This is a genomic window from Corynebacterium durum (assembly GCF_030408675.1).
GTDB lineage: Bacteria > Actinomycetota > Actinomycetes > Mycobacteriales > Mycobacteriaceae > Corynebacterium > Corynebacterium durum.
Map to the genome: position 1 here is coordinate 1,283,257 of NZ_CP047200.1, position 20,226 is coordinate 1,303,482.

Annotated in this window: 21 protein-coding genes; 19 read left to right on the forward strand and 2 right to left on the reverse strand. The window is 56.7% G+C overall.

Annotated features, from left to right (window positions below):
• The first annotated feature begins 31 nt into the window (after window positions 1-31).
• The 5 genes from CDUR_RS06035 to recN are packed head-to-tail and all read left to right on the forward strand — an operon-like array spanning window position 32 to window position 4,659.
• Window positions 32-1,015 carry an HAD-IIA family hydrolase gene (locus CDUR_RS06035; protein ID WP_179417516.1) on the forward strand — a complete coding sequence of 328 codons (984 nt, stop codon included), beginning with the start codon at window positions 32-34 and terminating at the stop codon, window positions 1,013-1,015.
• Between the two features lie 2 nt (window positions 1,016-1,017).
• The gene (locus CDUR_RS06040) at window positions 1,018-1,179 is read left to right on the forward strand and encodes a hypothetical protein (protein WP_179417517.1); all 162 of its coding nucleotides are present in this window, start codon (window positions 1,018-1,020) and stop codon (window positions 1,177-1,179) included.
• The gene (locus CDUR_RS06045) at window positions 1,179-2,000 is read left to right on the forward strand and encodes a TlyA family RNA methyltransferase (protein WP_179417518.1); all 822 of its coding nucleotides are present in this window, start codon (window positions 1,179-1,181) and stop codon (window positions 1,998-2,000) included. The genes CDUR_RS06040 and CDUR_RS06045 overlap by 1 nt, the downstream gene beginning before the upstream one ends.
• Complete coding sequence (locus CDUR_RS06050) at window positions 1,997-2,920, forward strand: NAD kinase (protein ID WP_179417519.1); 924 nt, start codon at window positions 1,997-1,999, stop codon at window positions 2,918-2,920. Before CDUR_RS06045 ends, CDUR_RS06050 begins: the two co-directional genes overlap by 4 nt.
• Before the next feature lie 14 nt (window positions 2,921-2,934).
• The gene (recN, locus tag CDUR_RS06055; RefSeq protein WP_179417520.1) at window positions 2,935-4,659 is read left to right on the forward strand and encodes a DNA repair protein RecN; all 1,725 of its coding nucleotides are present in this window, start codon (window positions 2,935-2,937) and stop codon (window positions 4,657-4,659) included.
• Window positions 4,660-4,673: 14 nt separating this feature from the next.
• On the opposite strand, the gene CDUR_RS06060 is transcribed toward recN, so the two are convergent.
• On the reverse strand, window positions 4,674-5,675 hold the full coding sequence (locus CDUR_RS06060; protein WP_179417521.1) for a hypothetical protein: 1,002 nt from the start codon (window positions 5,673-5,675) through the stop codon (window positions 4,674-4,676).
• A 283-nt stretch (window positions 5,676-5,958) separates the two neighbouring features.
• Here CDUR_RS06060 and steA point away from each other — a divergent pair, with 283 nt between their 5' ends.
• From steA to thpR, 9 genes are all read left to right on the forward strand, one after another.
• Complete coding sequence (gene steA, locus CDUR_RS06065; RefSeq protein WP_179417522.1) at window positions 5,959-7,152, forward strand: putative cytokinetic ring protein SteA; 1,194 nt, start codon at window positions 5,959-5,961, stop codon at window positions 7,150-7,152.
• Between the two features lie 40 nt (window positions 7,153-7,192).
• A complete protein-coding gene (locus CDUR_RS06070; protein ID WP_179417523.1) occupies window positions 7,193-8,131 on the forward strand; it encodes a copper transporter in 939 nt (312 codons plus the stop codon).
• 9 nt (window positions 8,132-8,140) lie between these two features.
• A complete protein-coding gene (locus CDUR_RS06075; RefSeq protein ID WP_179417524.1) occupies window positions 8,141-8,800 on the forward strand; it encodes an NUDIX domain-containing protein in 660 nt (219 codons plus the stop codon).
• A complete protein-coding gene (gene xerD, locus CDUR_RS06080; RefSeq protein WP_179417525.1) occupies window positions 8,797-9,729 on the forward strand; it encodes a site-specific tyrosine recombinase XerD in 933 nt (310 codons plus the stop codon). Before CDUR_RS06075 ends, xerD begins: the two co-directional genes overlap by 4 nt.
• Before the next feature lie 163 nt (window positions 9,730-9,892).
• Window positions 9,893-10,780, forward strand: a complete 888-nt coding sequence (locus tag CDUR_RS06085; protein ID WP_051033955.1) for a ParA family protein — start codon at window positions 9,893-9,895, stop codon at window positions 10,778-10,780.
• Between the two features lie 17 nt (window positions 10,781-10,797).
• Complete coding sequence (locus tag CDUR_RS06090; RefSeq protein WP_179417526.1) at window positions 10,798-11,625, forward strand: segregation and condensation protein A; 828 nt, start codon at window positions 10,798-10,800, stop codon at window positions 11,623-11,625.
• Window positions 11,626-11,653: 28 nt separating this feature from the next.
• Window positions 11,654-12,487 (forward strand): sulfurtransferase, encoded by an 834-nt coding sequence (locus CDUR_RS06095; RefSeq protein WP_179417527.1) that lies wholly within the window; start codon window positions 11,654-11,656, stop codon window positions 12,485-12,487.
• 30 nt (window positions 12,488-12,517) lie between these two features.
• Complete coding sequence (gene scpB, locus CDUR_RS06100) at window positions 12,518-13,072, forward strand: SMC-Scp complex subunit ScpB (protein ID WP_179419046.1); 555 nt, start codon at window positions 12,518-12,520, stop codon at window positions 13,070-13,072.
• Window positions 13,069-13,614 carry an RNA 2',3'-cyclic phosphodiesterase gene (gene thpR / locus CDUR_RS06105; protein WP_179417528.1) on the forward strand — a complete coding sequence of 182 codons (546 nt, stop codon included), beginning with the start codon at window positions 13,069-13,071 and terminating at the stop codon, window positions 13,612-13,614. The genes scpB and thpR overlap by 4 nt, the downstream gene beginning before the upstream one ends.
• Before the next feature lie 6 nt (window positions 13,615-13,620).
• Here the strand turns inward: thpR and CDUR_RS06110 are convergent, their stop codons facing one another.
• The gene (locus CDUR_RS06110) at window positions 13,621-15,102 is read right to left on the reverse strand and encodes a peptide MFS transporter (protein WP_411763059.1); all 1,482 of its coding nucleotides are present in this window, start codon (window positions 15,100-15,102) and stop codon (window positions 13,621-13,623) included.
• 61 nt (window positions 15,103-15,163) lie between these two features.
• Between CDUR_RS06110 and CDUR_RS06115 the strand changes: the two genes are divergently transcribed.
• From CDUR_RS06115 to der, 5 genes are read left to right on the forward strand one after another with little or no spacing between them, the layout of a single operon-like run.
• The gene (locus CDUR_RS06115; RefSeq protein ID WP_179417530.1) at window positions 15,164-16,453 is read left to right on the forward strand and encodes an adenosylmethionine--8-amino-7-oxononanoate transaminase; all 1,290 of its coding nucleotides are present in this window, start codon (window positions 15,164-15,166) and stop codon (window positions 16,451-16,453) included.
• A gap of 24 nt (window positions 16,454-16,477) precedes the next feature.
• Window positions 16,478-17,134: a dethiobiotin synthase gene (gene bioD / locus CDUR_RS06120; protein WP_179417531.1), complete on the forward strand. Its 657-nt coding sequence runs from the start codon at window positions 16,478-16,480 to the stop codon at window positions 17,132-17,134.
• A gap of 59 nt (window positions 17,135-17,193) precedes the next feature.
• Window positions 17,194-18,039: a pseudouridine synthase gene (locus CDUR_RS06125; RefSeq protein ID WP_006063299.1), complete on the forward strand. Its 846-nt coding sequence runs from the start codon at window positions 17,194-17,196 to the stop codon at window positions 18,037-18,039.
• Window positions 18,036-18,722, forward strand: coding sequence for a (d)CMP kinase (cmk, locus tag CDUR_RS06130; protein ID WP_179417532.1), 687 nt, complete (start codon window positions 18,036-18,038; stop codon window positions 18,720-18,722). Before CDUR_RS06125 ends, cmk begins: the two co-directional genes overlap by 4 nt.
• A complete protein-coding gene (gene der, locus CDUR_RS06135) occupies window positions 18,719-20,215 on the forward strand; it encodes a ribosome biogenesis GTPase Der (RefSeq protein ID WP_179417533.1) in 1,497 nt (498 codons plus the stop codon). The genes cmk and der overlap by 4 nt, the downstream gene beginning before the upstream one ends.
• The last annotated feature ends 11 nt before the right edge of the window (window positions 20,216-20,226 follow it).

The window sequence follows — 20,226 nt, forward strand, 5'->3', positions numbered from 1 at the left end:
GCCGGGGGTTTCTGTTTTAGACTAGGTAACTATGGCTGTTGCTCAGGATTATGATGCTCTTCTGTTGGATCTGGATGGAACTATATGGGAGGGCGGTCGAGCAATTCCTGGTGCTGTTGAGGGGGTCATTGCCTCGGGCCTTCCTGCTATGTATGTGACCAATAATGCCTCGCGTGCGCCGGAGGCGGTGGCGGAGCAGCTTCGGTCTATTGGTCTGCCTGCGAAGGATTCCGATGTGTTGACATCGGCCCAGGCTGCGATTGAGATGGTGTCGGACCGTATTCCCGCAGGCTCTAAGGTTTTTGTCTTGGGGAGTTCTTCGTTTCGAGCATTGGCTGAGCAGGCTGGTTTTGTTGTGGTGGATTCCGCTGATGATGCCCCTATCGCTGTGCTCCAGGGGCATAGTCCAGAGACAGGGTGGGCGCAGTTGTCTGAGGCAGCCTTAGCTATTCAACGGGGTGCTGTGTATGTTGCGTCGAATTTGGATACGACGTTGCCGCAGGAACGTGGGCTGATGATTGGGAATGGTTCAATGGTTGCTGCGGTGGTGACTGCAACAGGTGTGGTGCCGGATTCTGCAGGGAAGCCGGGTCCGCCAATGTTTTTTTCGGCAGCGGCAAAGCTTGGCTCGTCACGCCCGTTAGCGGTGGGAGACCGTCTGAATACCGATATCGCGGGGGGCAATGCCGCCGGCATGGATACGTTTCAGGTGCTTACAGGGGTGAGTGGCTATCATGCTGTACTGCGCGCCATTCCTGAGGAACGTCCAACGATGTTTGCGGATTCGATGGGGGCATTGCTTGACGACGCCGCGGAACTCATCCCCGCCGCCCAAGGCGGCTTTCAGGCCAGGCTGGAGGGGTCAACACTAGTGCTGTCAGGTGGCACTTCAGAGTCCACTCCGATTCAGTCGTTGCGTACAGCGGCTGCGGTAGCATGGGGTACGGACACATCAGTGCAGGATGTCCGTGCTGAGGGGGAGTATGCGACGCGAGCTTTGGAGCAGTGGTCATAATTATGGATAGACCAATTCCCCATGATCCACGTGTGCCTGCGGTGACCCCAGCGGACGTCGAGAAGCGGTTAGCCGAGGTGCTTGGCCGCGAGGTGTCGTCGCTGGTTGAGGAGGCCGCTGTGCTAGAGGAAGCCCACGCCTTGTTGTCTGAGGCGTTGCAGTAATGGTGGCACGGCGGAGGCTGGATGCTGAGCTAGTGCGTCGTAAGATGGCGCGCTCGCGGGATCATGCGGTGGAGATGATTCGGGGAGGGCGTGTGTTTGTGGGGGGTATGCGCGCGGTGAAACCTGCGACGGTCGTGGATGGGGAGGAGTCGATACGTGTGATTGAAGGGGAGAGCGACGATTGGGCATCGCGTGGTGCTCATAAGTTGCTGGGTGCCGTGGAGGCGTTTGAGCCGTTCGGGTTAAGCATTGAGGGACGTCGAGTGCTGGATGCGGGGGCGTCGACAGGCGGTTTTACGGATGTGCTCTTGCGTCGTGGTGCACGTGAGGTTGTTGCCGTGGATGTGGGGTATGGCCAACTTGTGTGGCGCTTGCAAAATGATGACCGTGTGCTGGTGCTGGACCGCACGAATATTCGTCATCTGACGGTGGACATGACAGAGGGACCATGCGACATGATGGTAGGGGATTTGTCGTTTATTTCACTGAAGTTGACCCTCCCAGCGATTGCGCACTGCCTTACCGAGGGAGCCGACCTACTTCCGATGGTGAAACCTCAATTTGAGGTAGGCAAGGATCGATTAGGGGCTGGCGGTGTGGTGCGGAGTGCCCAGCTGCGTGAAGATGTTACGGTGGAGGTCGCGGAGTTCGCGGCTACCTTGGGGCTAAGCATGCAGGCGGTGGTGGCGTCACCGCTTCCAGGGCCGTCGGGCAACGTAGAGTACTTCCTGTGGTTGAAAAAAGACGGTGGCGCTTCGGCGGTGTCGGCTGAGGATATGCGCCACATGATTCATCGTGCTGTTGAGGAGGGTCCGCAGTGACTGGACGCGAAGTGTTGCTCGTCCCGCACACTGGTCGGAAATCTAATCTGGAGTCGTCTGCGCTTGCAGCTGAGCTTCTTGACGCCGCAGGTATTGGTGTGCGTGTTCTTGCCCCAGAAAACACTCCTGCACTGGCTAATCACCCAACATTGAGTCGGTTTTCGCGTTTTCCGCATAGCAAAGCCTCCGCTGATCACGTGGAATTGGTGTTAGTCCTAGGCGGTGACGGGACGTTCCTGCGCGCCGCCGACCTCGCCCACGCGGTGGATTTGCCTGTTCTAGGCATTAATTTGGGGCATGTTGGTTTCCTAGCGGAGTGGGAAAGCGACTCGCTAGAAGAGGCGATACGCCGGGTTATTAACCGCGATTACCACATTGAAGACCGCATGACATTAGACATTGTCGTGCGGGACCGCTCCTTGGACATCACTGGGCGCGGGTGGGCGTTGAACGAGTTGAGTGTTGAGAACTTGGATCGACGCGGAGTGCTGGATGCCACCTTGGAGGTTGATGGGCGACCTGTGAGCACCTTTGGCTGTGACGGTGTTTTGGTTTCCACTCCTACGGGTTCCACAGCCTACGCTTTTTCGGCTGGGGGGCCGGTGCTGTGGCCTGAGCTTGACGCGATTCTGGTGGTGCCGAATAATGCGCATGCCCTTTTTGCGAAGCCGCTGGTAGTGAGTCCTCGTTCTCAAGTCGCAGTGGAGTCTCATGTCACATCGTCTCCTGCTGTGGCGGTGATGGACGGGTTCCGATCCATCCAAATGCCCCCTGGATCCCGTGTGGAAGTGGTGCGTGGCGAACGGCCCGTGCGTTGGGTGCGCTTGGATCACTCGACGTTTACAGACCGTCTTGTCACTAAGTTCCGGCTCCCTGTCGCCGGATGGCGGGGTCCGGGAACATCGTCCGAGTCGAACTGATGTAGGGTATCTTTATGCTTGCTGAAATCAGCATTGAAAACCTTGGTGTCATTTCTGCATCCTCCGCCGAACTGAGCAGTGGGTTAACTGTATTAACGGGTGAAACCGGCGCTGGAAAGACCATGGTTGTCTCTGGTCTGCGCCTACTGTGTGGGGGGCGTGCCGACGCTTCCCGAGTTCGAACAGGTGCGCAACATGCGGTGGTGGAGGGGCGGTTTCTTCTCGACGCCCTGCCCGCTGATGCCGCACACACCATTCAGGATCTTGTTGAATCAGCCGGGGGCCGCGCCGATGAAAATGGTGAGTTCATTGCATCCCGACAGGTGAATTCTACGGGACGCTCCAAAGCTCATCTCGGGGGGCGGTCCGTCCCCGCCGCTACACTGCAGGATTTCACTGCGGAATTACTTACCATCCATGGCCAAAATGACCAGTTGCGCCTGTTGTCGCCAGAACGGCAGCTTGCCGCCCTGGACCGCTTTGATCCTGATGTTGCCGAACTCGTGGACAGCTATCGCACTGTATACGGTGCGTGGCGCACTCTTGCCAAAGACCTGAAAGAGCGCACGATGAAGCGCCGCGAACTTGCTCAAGAGGTGGATCGCCTGCAGTTTGCTATCAATGAGATTGACGAGGTCGCCCCAGAGCCGGGTGAAGATACAGTGCTGATTCAAGATATTCGGCGGTTGCAGGACATCGATACGCTGCGGGAACAAGCGACGTTAGCGTTAGTGGCGATTGACGGCGGAGGGGCACTATTTGGGTTTGATCAGGACGATGAGTCCGTGGCATCTGACTTGTTGGGGCGTGCGGAAAACGCCCTGAACTCCAGTGACGATGAGGAACTGAAAGCACTAGGAAACCGCCTCGGGGATCTCACCGCAACGCTATCCGATATTTCCGCAGAACTGGGTGCATTTTTGTCTGCACTTCCGGCAGACTCCCAGGCGCTTGAAAATATGTTGCTGCGACAGCAACAGCTTAAGCTTCTTACCAGGAAGTACGCGGCTGATATTGATGGCGTTTTGGCGTGGCGTGACAAAGCAGAGGCCAAATTATCCAGCATTGATGTCTCGTCCGAGGCGGTGGAAAAACTCAAGAAGGATACGGCGGCTGCCGAGAAAAAAATGCTGGCTGCGGCCAAGAAACTGACCAAAGCTCGCACTGCTGCCGCTGAAAAACTAGGTGTGCTAGTAACGGAGGAACTTCAGGGGCTGGCCATGGCGAAATCGCGGTTTGAGGTTGCGGTGCGCAGCATCGCACCTAGTAGTGACGGGGCAGACGAGGTGGAGTTTTTATTGGCACCCAACCGTGAAGCCGAGTCGCGACCGCTGGCCACGTCTGCGTCGGGTGGCGAATTGTCTCGCGTGATGTTGGCGCTGGAAGTGATCCTCGGCGCGGGTACCAAGGGAACGACCCTGGTGTTTGATGAAATCGACGCTGGTGTCGGTGGGCGTGCAGCTGTGGAGATTGGCCGCAGGCTGGCACGGCTCGCGGTGCATAACCAGGTGATCGTTGTTACGCACTTACCGCAGGTTGCGGCGTATGCAGATACACATCTTCACGTGGCAAAAGATGTTGGTGATTCCTCTGTTACCTCAGGGGTGGATACTCTCACAGGGGATCGGCGTGTGGAGGAACTTGCCCGGATGCTTGCCGGCTTGGAGGACACAGAAACGGGCCGCGCCCACGCCCAGGAATTGCTGCTCAAAGCCCAGGACGAACGCGCGGCCTTTTAAGGGAAAACTACTGGTCAGCGTCGAGCAGGTGCAGAGGACGTGCTGGGCGCGTTTTGGCCTTCCTTGATGATGACGGCATCTGAGAGTCGGCTGTTGTCAGAGAAAATGACATCAAGGGCAGGCTGTTTTGCGACATAGCTGTAGGCCAATTCGATCTGAAGAATGGTCGACAGGTCGCTGTTTGGAGGGATGTTACCCGTGCGGGGAGTTTTAGCGATCGTATTCACGATGTCCTTGGCTGTGATAGAGGACAGGTCGATCACCTGATCAGGAAGGCTTTCACTCGATGTGCTCACCTTCATTATGATCGCAGCATCGGGCTCTTTGAGGTTTGCCGCTCGAATGAGCGTTGCCTCGCACGTTTCGCCATTAGTGCACTGTTCAGTTTTGAAACTAACCTGCGCATTTGCAAAGGAAACTTTTTCAGCGTCGGACTGATTGGTTAGACGCATCTTTGTGATCTCATTGCCACCGTACTTTTTGGCTTCGTCTACGACCGCGCTGATGGCATCAACGGAGTTCCAGTTGTCGAACTCGGGCAAGGGATTGCCTGCGGTATCAAATGTTTTGGTCACGCCAGAGAGAAAGCCGGTACTGCACTGTACGTGTTGGATTAGTTCGCCAGTTGGAGTGGCTTCAGCAGCTGCGACGCGTTTGGCTTCTTCGCAGTCCGACATCTGGTCGAGCTTTTTGTTCAGTTGTTCTACATCAAACTTGTCGGGCGATGCTGAGTTGATAAAATTTTCGTGTTCTTCGTCCTCTTTGATGGTGTCGTCACCGTTACCCAGTCGAGCCGTCGTGTAGGAACCGTCCTTAAGATACGTTACCGACACTCCGGCAGCGTTGACGGTCACGCGGTTAATCGCGGTGATGTTCTGATCTTTAACAATTTTATCGAATTGGCCCTTGACAGAATCCGTTCCTCCGTCGATGGCTTGTTTAAGAATGGTGCCACAACCAGAAAGTAGCAGCAATGATATGATCGCTGGTGCAATCACCTTCGCTATTTTTTGCATAAAAGGAAGTATATTTGCGGAAGGTAATTATTTATAATCCGCTGAAGCTGAATTGTGGAATTCTACCCGCTTTGGGGTGGCTTCATCTGTGAAGCGGTGAAAAATTAATTTTTGCTCATTTGTTATCTTTGGGTCTTAATTTTTAAGAGAAATATCTCCACTTGTGGTTGGGTGACATTGAAAGTCAATTTTGGTGCTATGTCAACAATTTTGCCACTGCGAATACCTCATGCTGAGTGGTTTTCAGCGTGTCTCCACCACAGGTTGAGGGTTTGGTAGCACAATGAGCGCCATGAGTCTGTTCTCCCGAAATGCTGATCTTCCGGGTCTTCAGGGCGTTGTCCGTGACTGTTCCGCGACCGGTAAGGGCTTTAAGCGGCTTGCCCCTGGTGATATTGCGGTTGTGGATGCGCCTGATATTGATCGTTCACTCGCCCAGCGGTTGATTGATGCCAAGGTGGCGGTGGTAATCAACACATCACAGTTCACCACAGGTTCAGTGCCTAACTATGGGCCGCAGATGATGTTGGATGCCGGAATGTTGCTCATTGAGGGTGTGGGCTCGGATGTGTGGTCGTCCGTTAAAGACGGGAAGAAGGGGCGTGTCACGGATGAGGGCAAACTGTTTTTCGGTGAACGTCTTGTGGCCTCTGGAACGGTGCTTGAGCAGGAGTGGGCGGAGTCGGCGTTTTCGGATGCGCAGCAGTCGCTCATGGATGACATGGAGGCGTTCTTTGGCAACACGATTCAGTTCATTCACTCCGAGACTCCGCTGCTGATCGATGGGATTGGCATTCCGTCAACGGGCATTGATTTCAAAGATCGCAAGGTGTTGATTGTTGGCCCAGGTTATGAGCATCGTAAGCAGGTGAAGGAGCTTCGGAACTTTATCCGGGAGTACGATCCTGTCCTTGTCGGGGTGGATGAGGCTGCAGATACTTTGGTGGATCTAGGGTACAAGCCGGATTTGATTGTCGGGAACCCAGCAGGAATCGGCGCTGAGGCGCTGCGTAGCGGCGCAAAAGTGGTCTTGCCAGCCGATCCAGATGGTCATGCTATTGGTCTTGAGCGTATTCAGGATCTCGGCGTCGGCGCGATGACATTTCCAGCGGCAAGTGATTCAGCGACTGATCTAGCGCTGCTGCTGGCTGATTATCATGGTGCATCAATGATTGTGAATGCCGGTTCGCCGTTGGATTTGGGCATGATTTTTAATGAGGAACCGGAGGCCACCCCTTCGGCTTTGCTGACGCGGGCGAAAGTGGGTGCCAAGCTGGTCGATGCTCGGTCTGTGATAGAGCTTTACACTATTCGGTCAGCGGGTAATCTTGCCTGGTTGTGGGTGATTTTTGGGCTGTTGGTAGCGGTTGGGGTGATTGTCGCCATCGCGGGTACTGCGGGGGACGGCAGTTTTGCCGACAACCTTGTGAACACGTGGAATAACATGACCGGCACGGTTCGGGGCTGGTTCCGCTAACGTGCGGTAACTGCACAGATACGTATTAAGGGGATGTGTGATGGCTGCAAAAAAACGCCGCTATGGCGCTGTTATTGCTGGTTTGCTTTTTGGTGTTGCACTAGGGACCGCCTTTGATCACTTTGTGCTCACACCTAATATTCCTGGTGGAAACAACGAGGCAAACAATAAGACGGTTGCCGAACTGTCTAACACAAAACGGCAATCAGAGATTAATCAAGCAGAAGCACAGTCGGCGGACGCCTACGTCGCAAGCGTGGCAGAAACTGCAGTGCAGGGGAAACTGGCGGATAAAACAGTCGTCGTTATTCGTACTGCCGATGCCGATAAGGGTGACGTGGACAATGTGGAGTGGTTGTTGCAGAAGGCAGGTGCAACGAAGGCGGGGGAGGTGACGCTCAAGGAGCGTTTTCTCAGCCAGGATGGTGCCGACGCCGTCAAAAGCCTGGTGGTTAATACGCTTCCATCTGGCGCACAGTTGTCGTCAGATCGGCTGGATTCTGGAACCCACGCTGGTCAGGCGTTTGCGGCTGGTCTGATGGTGCCTCACACTGAAGGGGCGTCGGATGCGGATGAGCAAGAGCGGTCCGCGTTGCTTGATGCCTTCACAGAAGGTGGCTTCATCGATGCTGACTATGATGCTACTAGGGCTGCCGATGCAGCAGTGATCGTCACTGGTGATTCCGAAGGGATTGGCTCGGAATCCTTTGCAGCAACTAACCTTGCGGCGTTTGCGGAAGCCCTCAAAAGTAAAAGCAAAGGGGTTGTTGTTGCTGGGCGCATCCATACCGCCGCCCCCACCGGTGTGATTGGCCAGTTGCGCAAGTCGGATCGGGGCAAGTCGGTATCCACGATGGATTCGGTGAACCGCGCGTACGGCCGTCTTGGGACAGTGCTGGCGGTTCAGGAACAGCTTGATGGTGGTAAAGGCGCGTATGGTGCCGCTGCCAGCGCCGACGCTTCGACGCCGGGAGGCTAGGCTAGGAGTATGACTTCTTCACCTGGACAGCATCACTTTGACATTCTTGATTCCGAGGTGCTTCTCGACGCCCCGATTATTGCGGTTCGCCGCGACACGCTCCGCATGCCTGGAGGCGGCACCGGAAAACGCGAAATTGTGGAGCATTTCGGTGCCGTCGCAGTTGTCGCGTTTGATGGCGCCAACATTGCTCTTGTGCACCAGTATCGCCATAGTGTTCAACGGCGTTTGTGGGAACTGCCGGCTGGTATTTTGGACATTGCCGACGAGGATCCGCTCGTATGCGCTCAGCGGGAACTTACTGAGGAGGCTGGCCTTGCGGCGAAGCAATGGGGGCTTCTGACCGATCTGGTGTGTTCACCCGGATTCTGCGAGGAAGGTGTGCGCATCTTCCTCGCACAGGAATTGTCGGAGGTTCCCCAGCCCGATGCCGACGATGAGGAAGCTGATATGCAGCTTACGTGGGTTGCTTTGGAGGAGGCGAAGAACATGGTTCTCCGTGGGGAAATTGCGAATTCCATTGCCATCGCGGGGATTATGATTGCCGCCGACCTTGTGGCGCGGGGGCAAGGGCCGCGCCCTGTCACTGATCCCTTTGATCTCCGGCCGACTTCACTGCCTGAGCGTAGGAAGGCTGCGGGACTGGGCGCTGATATGAAACGAGTATGACGTCAGCAGCTGGTGTCGATAGCCTCATCGCCGCGTGGCTTGGGCACTTGTCGGTGGAAAAAGGCGTGTCGGCCAACACCTTGTCCAACTATCGACGTGATCTGAAGCGTTACCGTGACTGGCTTGTTTCTGCTGGGAAAACTGATCTTGCCGACGTGACGACTGCAGATGTGGAGGCGTACGTCGCTGACCTTAGACGTGGTGATCCTAGTGTTGGGCGAGCGCCACTCGCGGCGTCGTCAAGCGGCCGCGCCTTGGTGGTGGCTCGTGGGCTACATAAGTTTGGCGTGCTTGAGGGGATGTTGAGTGTTGATGTTGCTGCGGATGTGCACCCGCCCGCGACAGGTAGACGCCTGCCCGATACCTTAAGCATCAGCGATGTGACGGCGCTTATCGACGCCGTGCCCACAGGCGACACCGCCACACCCACCGACCTGCGCGATCGAGCTCTCATCGAGTTGCTGTATGGTACTGGTGCGCGTATTTCTGAGGTGCTGGGTTTGGCTGTTGATGACTTCACGGACTGTGAGGGGCTGATCATGTTGCATGGAAAGGGCGACAAGCAACGCATTGTCCCGGTCGGGAGTAAAGCTCTTGAGGTAGTGGAAGCGTATCTTGTGCGTGCTCGTCCTGTCTTGTCCAAGGGAAAAAGCCACGCATTGCTCTTAAACAAACGCGGTGGTGCGTTGTCTCGGCAGAGTGCGTGGGCAGTGTTGAAAGACACGGCAGCGAGGGCGGGAATCACGCACGATATATCACCGCATACCCTTCGTCATTCCTTTGCCACCCACCTGCTTGAGGGTGGTGCAGATGTGAGGGTGGTTCAGGAGCTGTTGGGGCATTCGTCAGTGACCACCACACAGATTTACACGCACGTGACGGCGGAGAACCTGCGCCAGGTGTGGGCAAGCTCGCACCCGCGTGCGTAATTGTGCTACCAGGCAAGGCTTGAGGCTTGATTGCGGCGGGTAGGGAGTGCCTAATCCAGTTTTGCAATGGTGGCATGTACTCTAGGTAAATCAGGAGCAAGGTTGCCAAAGAGTTTTTAGATAAAAGTCGTCACATGACATCACGGAAGAAAAGGGTTGGACTGTGAATAAAGCTGCTTCAGCGCATGCTGCTGCTTCGGCCGATAAACCGGAAATTCAGGTGGGCCTCACTGGTCGTCCTCTGCGTGAACTTCCTGAACCTGCGCCGCTTGACCGGCATGGCCCAGCGACAATCCTGGCGATGTGTAACCAAAAAGGCGGAGTAGGTAAAACAACCTCAACTATTAACCTTGGTGCGTGCTTAGCGGAGGCGGGGCGTCGAGTGTTGTTAGTGGATCTAGATCCACAGGGTGCGTTGTCTGCAGGCTTAGGGATTCCGCACGACGACCTTGACTTGACTATCTATAACCTTTTGGTAGATAACCGCACGACTATTTTGAATGCAATTCACCAGACTCCAGTACAGGGACTGGATTTGGTACCAGCTAATATCGATCTTTCTGCCGCCGAGATTCAGCTGGTCAATGAGGTGGGGAGGGAACAGACACTTGCCCGTGCACTGCGCCCAGTAATGAAGGATTATGATTACATCATTTTGGATTGTCAGCCGTCATTGGGTTTGCTGACAGTTAATGCGCTAGCCTGCGCGCAGGGCGTGGTTATTCCCATGGAGTGCGAGTATTTCTCTTTGCGTGGCCTCGCGTTACTGACTGACACCGTAGAAAAGGTTCGCGATCGCCTGAATTTCAACCTTGAAGTGGTGGGAATTTTGGTCACTATGTTTGACCGACGCACCTCCCACGCGCGCGAAGTGATGACTCGCGTGGTGGATGTTTTTGGCGAGCGGGTCTTTGACACTGTGATCACCCGAACCGTACGTTTCCCTGAAACTACCGTTGCGGGTGAACCGATCATTTCGTGGGCGCCGAGTTCTCAAGGCGCGCAGCAGTACCGGGATTTGGCCCGCGAAGTGATTGAGAGGACGACATAGCACCCCACAAAAGGGTTGTGGTGGATCTTGATGCCCCCGACACCCAGGATGACGCTAGCGATTCTGCTGGGTTCACTCTGGCGCTGTCCAACTTTGAGGGACCTTTTGATCTTTTGCTGCAGCTCATCAGTTCAAAGAAACTCGATGTCACTGAGGTAGCATTATCCAAAGTTACTGACGAGTTCATTGCCTACACCCGCATGCTGGGGGAGACCGCAGACCTTGACGAAACCACCGAGTTTCTGGTCGTTGCTGCAACACTACTGGACTTGAAGGCTGCCAGGCTGCTTCCCAGTGGGGAAGTTGATTCGGAGGAAGACCTTGCGCTTTTAGAGTCCCGAGATTTGCTGTTTGCCAGGCTGCTGCAGTACAAGGCATACAAACAAGTTGCCGAGCTGTTTGCGGACTGGCAGCGCACTGCACAGAAACGCTATCCTCGTGCGGCCTCGTTGGAGGATCGTTTTGTCAATCTTCTTCCGCCTGTGACACTGTCCCACAGCCCTGATTCTTTCGCCGAGATGGCGGCGACAGTGTTCCGTCCAAAGCCTCCCGACGTGGTGGGGACAGATCATCTCCACCAGGTGGCTGTATCGGTTCCCGAGCAAGCAGGAAAACTGCTTGATGTGCTGCGTATGTCTGGTGAGGGCACATGGCTTACGTTTGCGATTCTCACCAAAGACTGCCAGGTATCCATGGAGGTGGTGGGCAGGTTTTTGGCCATCTTGGAACTGTACAAAGCTCAGGCTGTCAGCGTGGAACAGGAGGAATCCTTGGGGGATTTGAAAATTGCGTGGACGGGCTTAAATGTTGATCCCGCTGTGGTCGCGGCCAGCAACTGGGCATAACCTATGTTTCAGCTTGTATCCTCGTTGTATGGCACAGGAAGCACGTACCCTAGGACGTAGTATTGTTTCTGTTGACTGGCTGCGTCAGCATATCGACGACCCCGATGTGGTTGTGTTGTGCGCGTCAATGGGCAATCCAATTCGGTCACACCAGGTTGCAATCCCGGGGGCAATTGTTGCCGATCTGGAGAGTGACTTTTCCGATGCCAGCAATTCATTACCGCATACTGCACCACAGAACGCGACTGCAGTCTTCGAAAATGTGGGGGTTTCCGATTCTTCGACCGTGGTGGTCTATGACCGTCACGGCATGATGTGTGCTGCTCGCGTGTGGTGGCTGGCTCGGCTTGCCGGGCTATCCAGCGTCGCCGTCCTGGATGGCGGGTTACCTGCGTGGGTTGCGGCGGGAGGGGAGACGTCGGCAAGCGTGCAGGCTCAGAGTAGGGGGAGGATCACAGCTTCAGAGAATCGGGACTTACTCACAGACATGCGCGGTGTAGAACGTGCAGCCGCACGGTCCTATGGTGTGATTGTGGATGCGCGGTCGGCTGGGCGATTTGCGGGCGTTGAGCCTGAACCGCGGGATGGACTTGTTGCCGGCCATATACCGGGAAGTGTGAACCTTCCGTACACGGATGTTGTGGATGACAACGGTCTGCTCAAAACGCCTGAAGAATTGCAGACGCTTGTGGAAAGCGTGGTGGGATCGGCGCGTGAACTAACCATGACCTGCGGTTCGGGCGTGAGTGCATGCCTAATTGCGCTGGCAGCGTGGGAGGCGGGCTACCGCGATGTGGTGGTTTATGACGGTTCATGGTCCGAGTGGGGGCGCCCGGACCTGGGCAAGCCCTGCGAGACCTAAAAAACTACACTATAAGGCGTGACATCAACGATGAATGCCCCCATATCTGCACTGCGATCCCAGTTGGAATCAATTCTTCTGGTAGTGGACTCGCCGGTTGCCGCCGAGGTGCTCGCACGCGTTGTGGAGGAGGAACCCGCAACGGTGGTGACTGTGTTGAAGCAGATCGCCGCCGAATTTGACGACCGCGGTAGCGGCATGGACCTACGAGAAACCCCGGAAGGGTGGCGGCTGTACACCCGCCCTGATAACGCACCCGTGGTGGAAAAACTTCTGCTTGATGGTACGCAAACGAAACTGACTCGCGCCGCGCTGGAAACCCTCGCTGTGGTGGCCTACCGGCAACCCGTCACCCGTGCGCAAGTATCCGCTGTGCGTGGTGTCAATGTGGACGGCGTGATGCGTACTTTGCAACTACGCGGGTTGATCAGGGAGGTTGAACCGGACGAAGGGACAGGCCTCGCGCACCGCTACATGACCACCGAATTATTTTTGGAGCAATTAGGCATTGATAGCGTGGATCGCTTGCCTAACCTCGCACCTCTCCTTCCAGACATCGAAACAATCGAAGAAGAACTTCCATGAGACTGTTTGCCGCGTTGCCGCTTCCTGACCATGTGCGCGACCATCTCGTCTCCGCACTTCTTCCCATTCGCACTGCTGCAGGACCGGCGCTACGGTGGTCCGACCCCGATCAATGGCACATCACCTGTGCGTTTTACGGTGAGCAGCCCGACGGTATAACCGATGACCTGCTCGCGCACATCGCTGCGGGGGTGGGGACTCCCTTTGACCTGTGTTTGAAAGGCGCTGGCAGCTTCCACGACCGTAACTTATGGATCGGCGTCGGTGGTGAGGTTTCAGCGCTTCACACGCTGATGGCTGCATGTGCGCTTGACGACGCCCCTGAACACCACCGCGCACACATGACCGTTGCGCGCGTCACCCGTACTGCAGCTCGTCCAAGGTTTTCCCCGTCCCTCACGGGGGAATTTGTTCATGCGTTAAGCGTGTACAGCGGACCCACATGGACGGTGGATGAGGTGCATCTTATCCAGTCCGAACTCGGGAAAGGACGATCCGGCGGGCCACTGCACACTGTTGTGGGAAACATTTTTTTGGTGTAGAAACAGCTATTTCATCCGAGCGCTGATTGCCGTTGTGCCAGCGCCGATGATCACGGCTGCAAGACCGCAACAGACAAAATAGGTAAACTCCGCTGAACCAGATTCGGGGTGGTAAAACCCAGACAGCGTTCCTGCGGTGGATGTTCCAATCGCCATTGTGAGAAAGTACAGCGCTGAAAAACGGGTGCGGTATGTACCCGGCGCGTGGGCCGTGGTGGCCGACATTCCCACTGGTCCTACAAGAAGTTCACCCAGCGACACAATCAGTACGCACAACGCCAAGGCCAGGAACGGAGTGCTGCTCTCGCCGCCACCCGTGAAGGGAAGAAGTACCAGCATGCCGGCACCTGTCAGCATCACGCCACAGCCCATCTTTACTGGCGCGCTCGGCGCGCGATCACCAATTTTTGCCCACGCCCACGCGATGGGAACGGACAAAGCCAAGATGAACAGCGGATTGAGCGACTGCGTCCAAGCGGCAGGAATGGTGAATGTCCCGATGGTGCGATCAAGGCGAATATCGGAGTACACGGCAAACACTCCGTAGGTTTGGTTGAGTATGGACCAGAACGTGCACGATGCGACAAAAATGGGGATGTATCGTAGCAATTGACGCCGTTCAGCTGCAGTAACCTGACGTGAGCGAAACATTGAAACGTACAGCACCACGGCGGCGCTGAGCGTGAGGACAAGGAGAATGGTGGCCAGGCTTGCCAGTGGAATTGTCCCAACGCGCACCAACACACCGAGTCCTACGATGCCCGCAATGACGATGCTGATGGTGATCGCGGCGCGGCCGAAGGGGATCGGGTTTGTCGGCGCGGTGAGGGCCGTGGCGGTGTCAGAGGACAGGGCGGTGAGGTAGCGGCGTCGCAAGGCAAGATACGTGATCAAGCCGATACCCATGAGTCCAGCGGCAGCGAGGAAGCCAGTGTGGAAGGTGTACTTGGTGGATAGCCAGCCGGTCAGGAGTGGGCCGAGGACGGCACCGATATTGATGCCCAGGTAGAAGAGTTGGAAGCCGGCATCGCGCTGGGGGTCGTCGGTGGGGTAGGCGTGGCCAAGGATGGTGATGGCTGCTGTTTTGACGAAGCCTGATCCGATGGCGATGAGCGCCAGTCCGAAGGTCGCGCCCGCTCCACCGCTAAGGGTGGATAAGGAAAGGTGGCCGACCATCAGGGCAATGCAACCGGTAAGGAGTGTTCTTTCGGTTCCGATAAGGCGGTCGCCGATCCAGCCTCCGGCGAGGGTGCACAGGTAGACGGAGGCGCCATAGGCACCAAGAAGTGTGGTGGCCTGGGCACGTTCGAGTCCGAGGCCGCCGTCGGTGGTTGCGTAGTAGAGGTAGTAGGCGAGGATGGCTTGCATGCCATAGAAGCTGAATCGTTCCCACATTTCGATGCTGACGGTAGCTGGCATGGCGAGTGGGTGTCGGGGGTTGGTTTCGGGGGTGGTTTGCGTACGTGAACGACGTTTAGTCATGGTCATGGTTGCCATTATGGCGCATAACGCCCCCATTCCTCTCTGAAATGGGGGTAAACTATGAACGATGTTCAATTCTGACAGTAATCCCGACAGCCTCTCCGCCCAGCTCATCGCCTATGACCAAGCACACATTTGGCACCCCTATAGCACTACACCCGCTCCTATGGATCCCATCCCGATCGCCAGTGCTACAGGGGTCTACCTCACCCTCCACGACGGCACCTGCATCATTGACGGAATGAGTTCGTGGTGGGCTGCCGCCCACGGCCACAGCCACCCAGCACTTGTCGAGGCTGCGCACACGCAAATCGACACCATGAGCCATGTCATGTTCGGCGGTCTCACCCACGAGCCAGCAGTGCGGTTAGCGGAAAAACTCATTAGCCTCACCGACGACCCCCTCACCACCATTTTCTTCGCGGACTCCGGCTCTGTCGCCGTCGAAGTAGCCATCAAAATGGCGCTGCAATACCAACGCGGTATTGGGCATCCAGAACGAAACCGGCTGCTCACCTGGCGATCCGGTTACCACGGCGACACGTTTGCCCCCATGAGCGTATGTGACCCCGACAATGGAATGCACTCGTTGTGGAAAGGAACCATTACCGAGCAACTTTTCGCTCCGCCGCCACCCACGCGCGGTGCTACCCCTGAACAGCGCGAGACCTACTTGCGCGACATGGAACGCCTCATCGACTCAACCGTGGCGGCCGTAATCATCGAACCCGTGGTTCAAGGTGCCGGCGGGATGCGATTCCACGATCCGGAACTTGTCGCCGGGGTACGCGCCCTCTGCGACCGTCACGGCATACTCCTCATCGCCGACGAAATCGCCACGGGATTTGGGCGCACAGGTTCGTTGTTTGCCACCAACGCCGCCGGAATCACCCCAGACATTCTCTGCCTCGGAAAGGCGCTCACCGGAGGTTTCATGACACTCTCCGCCGTACTTACCACCGATGCTGTACGTGATGGAATCGGCGGCCCCGTCATGCATGGGCCAACCTTCATGGCTAACCCTTTGGCCTGCGCCGTCGCCACCGCAGCTGTTGGCATCATCGAAACAGGTCACTGGCGCACACAGGTGCCTCGCATCGAACAGGAACTCACCACCCATCTCAGCCCGCTTATCGACGCTCCGCACGTCACCGACGTACGCGTCCTCGGTGCCATCGGCGTCATCGAAATGGACCAGCCCGTCAACATGAAAACCACCACTGCAGCCGCCGTCAGCCACGGAGTGTGGTTGCGTCCCTTCGGCAAGCTCATTTACTGCATGCCGCCCTACATTTCCACATCCAACGAAGTCCACCGCATTTGCACCGCCATGGCAGCTGCCGCGGCCACGGTGTAACGCATCACAAGGAGCAGACTCACCATGATCATCATCGTCACCGGAACCAATACTGACGTGGGCAAAACCATTGCCACCGCAGCGTTGGCGTGCCAGTACCGCGACGCAGGTTATGGCGTGGAGGTGGTCAAACCCGCACAAACCGGCGATGACAGCGATATTCACGACATCGAAAAGCTCAGCGGAGTAGTTGGAAGGGAATACGCGCACTACCCGGAACCCCTCGCGCCCAATATCGCGGCGCGCCGAGCGGGCATGCCGCAGCTAGAGCTACACACCACCGCAGAGCGGATCCGACACCTCGACGCAGAGGACACGGTTGTGCTTGTCGAAGGCGCCGGAGGTCTCCTTGTTCGTATGGCTGATACCTGGACCCTCGTGGACCTGGCCGTTGAACTCGCGGCACCCCTCATCGTGGTGACCTCCACCGGGCTTGGATCCCTCAATCTTGCCGAGCTCACCGTCATGGCGGCACGTGCTCGCGGAATTACCGTCCTCGGACTTATCGGTGGATCCCTGCCAACCAACCCAGACCTTGCCACCCGGCTCAACCTCACAGAATTTCCCGTCGTTACCGGTGTGCCACTTCTTGGCTGCCTCCCAGAAAACTGTGGGGATTGCCCGCCCGAACACTTTAAGCTGATAGCGCAGCAGATAACCCTCCCACGAAGTGGTCAATGACAACATCTATGGGCTAGGCTTGCAGGAACTTATACAATTTCACCAGATAGGACACACTTGTGACCCCACCCGCTCGCCGCGACGGCACACCGGACCAGAAAATCTACCTCTCCAAAGCAAAACCCGCTCGCAAACAACACGTGCAACAGCCCAACAGCGAGCACAATGATGGTGAAGGTATCCGCCTGCAGAAAGTCCTAGCGCAAGCAGGCGTGGCATCCCGCCGCATGTCCGAAAAACTCATCGACATGGGACGTGTCGAAGTCAACGGAAAAATCGTCACCACGCAGGGCATGCGTATCAACCCTGACACTGCAGTTGTCCGTGTTGACGGGGTACGTATCCGCGTCAATGACAACCTCCAATACTTTATTCTCAACAAGCCGTATGGCGTGCAGTCCACCATGCATGATGACCTGGGGCGCCCCTGCATCGGTGACATCATTGGCGAAAAGATCGATGCCGGACAGCGCCTGTTCCATGTCGGCCGACTCGACGCCGCCACCGAGGGCTTGCTGCTGCTCACTAACGATGGGGAACTGGCCAATCGCCTGACCCACCCCACGTACGAAATCGCAAAAACCTACCTGGCAACCGTCATTGGTGAGGCAAATCGTAGGCTCATCCGCACACTCAAAAACGGTATCGAGCTTGACGACGGCCCCGCACGCGCCGATTACGTGCAAATCGTCGACGTTCACGACGGTAAATCCCTCATTCGCGTGGAACTCCACGAAGGCCGTAAACACATCGTCCGCCGCATGCTCAAAGAAGTGGGTTATCCGGTCGAACGGCTAGTTCGCACCAGAATCCACACGGTGCAACTCGGTGACCAAACCCCTGGGACGATCCGCGCCCTCAATGATGCTGAATTGTCCAGCCTGTACAAGGCGGTGGGGATGTGATCCCACTGCTCATTGCCGTTGATGGCCCATCCGGGACTGGAAAATCAACCGCTTGCCGGGCGGTAGCCCATCGTCTTCACGCGCACTACCTGGACACTGGGGCGATGTATCGCGTGGCCACGCTCCAGGTTCTCCGCGCAGGCATTGATGCCACTGACGACGCAGCCGTCGCCAACGCTACGGCTGACCTGCCACTCGTGGTCAATAACGACCCGCATTCCACCTCCGTACTCCTCGGTGGTGAAGATGTGTCACAGGAGATTCGTGGCCCCGAGGTCACGCGCAGTGTTTCCGCTGTGTCCGCCAACCCCAAGGTACGCGCCAACCTGGTGTCACTGCAGCGTCGATTAGCACAGCAGGCCGGACGATGCGTTGTCGAAGGTCGCGACATCGGGACAGTTGTGTTGAGCGATGCACCGCTGAAAATCTTCCTAACGGCGGCACCAGAGGTACGCGCGCGGCGTCGATACGAACAAGACATCGCTGCAGGCCGCACCGTGATTTTTGAAGACATCCTCGCCGACGTACAGCGACGCGACCACCTGGACTCTACCCGGGCCACATCGCCACTGCGTCCGGCCGACGACGCAATAATCGTGGACACCTCTACCATGACCCTCGATGACGTCATCACCCACCTCGTCGAACTAGCAGAAGCCTGCGAAGAAAGGATGACCCGATGAGCGACAACCAGGAAACCCCTGAATACGTTGAAGAATTCGACACCTTTGATGAGTTCGACGAAGACGACTTTGGCGAACCTGACTACGGGGACGACTACGCAGCGGACGCTGACGATGTGGACTGGGAGGAACTAGAACGTGCCTATGGTGTCACCCCAGAGGGACACCTGGAAGAAGCGCTTCCCACAGTTGCCATCGTCGGACGACCCAACGTCGGCAAATCAACACTAGTGAACCGTTTTCTCGGACGCCGTGAGGCAGTGGTGGAAGACACCCCTGGCGTGACCCGCGACCGCATTTCCTACCTAGCTGACTGGAACGGACGCAGGTACTGGGTACAAGACACCGGTGGTTGGGATCCCAACGTGAAAGGCATCCACGGTGCTATCGCACGGCAGGCTGAAACCGCCATGGACACCGCCGACGTCATCGTGCTGGTCGTCGATAGCAAAGTTGGCATCACCGAAACGGACGAAATCATGGCCCGCAAACTGCAGCGATCCTCCGTCCCCGTGATCCTCGTGGCCAACAAGTTCGACTCAGACTCCCAATACGGCGATGTTGCAGAACTATGGGGACTGGGCCTCGGTGATCCCTTCCCCGTGTCCGCACAACATGGACGCGGCGGGGCCGACGTGCTCGACAAAATCGTCGAGTCCTTCCCAGAAACCCCACGCACCAGCACTATTGTGCATGGACCCCGGCGCGTGGCACTCGTTGGCAAACCAAACGTGGGTAAATCCTCGCTACTGAACAAGATCGCCGGTGAGGAACGTTCTGTGGTTGACGACGTCGCCGGAACCACCGTTGATCCTGTCGACTCCCTCGTCCAACTTGACGGGCAGTTGTGGAAGTTCATTGATACCGCCGGGCTACGCAAAAAAGTGAAAACCGCCAGCGGGCATGAATACTATGCTTCTTTACGCACCCGAGGTGCCATTGAGGCCGCTGAGGTATGTGTGTTTCTCATTGATTCCTCCGAACCCATCAGTGAGCAGGACCAGAAAATCCTCGGTTTGATCATCGACGCTGGCAAGGCTCTCGTCATCGCCTACAACAAGTGGGACCTGATGGACGAAGACCGCCGCGACCTCCTCGAACGCGAGATTGATTTGCAGCTTGCACACGTGCCCTGGGCGCGTCGGGTAAATATTTCCGCCAAAACTGGACGGGCGTTGAAGAAACTTGAACCGGCTATGGTGGAAGCCCTGGAGAGCTGGGACAAACGCATTCCAACTGGTCAACTGAATAACTGGCTGCGCCAAGTCATTGCGCAAAACCCGCCGCCTATGCGCGGGGGCCGGTTGCCGCGAGTGCTGTTTGCCACCCAAGCCTCCACGCGACCACCCGTGATCGTGCTGTTTACCACCGGTTTCCTGGAGGCCGGGTATCGGCGCTATCTGGAAAGAAAACTGCGGGAAACCTTTGGTTTCGAAGGGTCTCCAGTTCGGATCGCAGTGCGTATGCGTGAAAAACGAGGCAAGAAGAAATAGCCAAGAAGCAC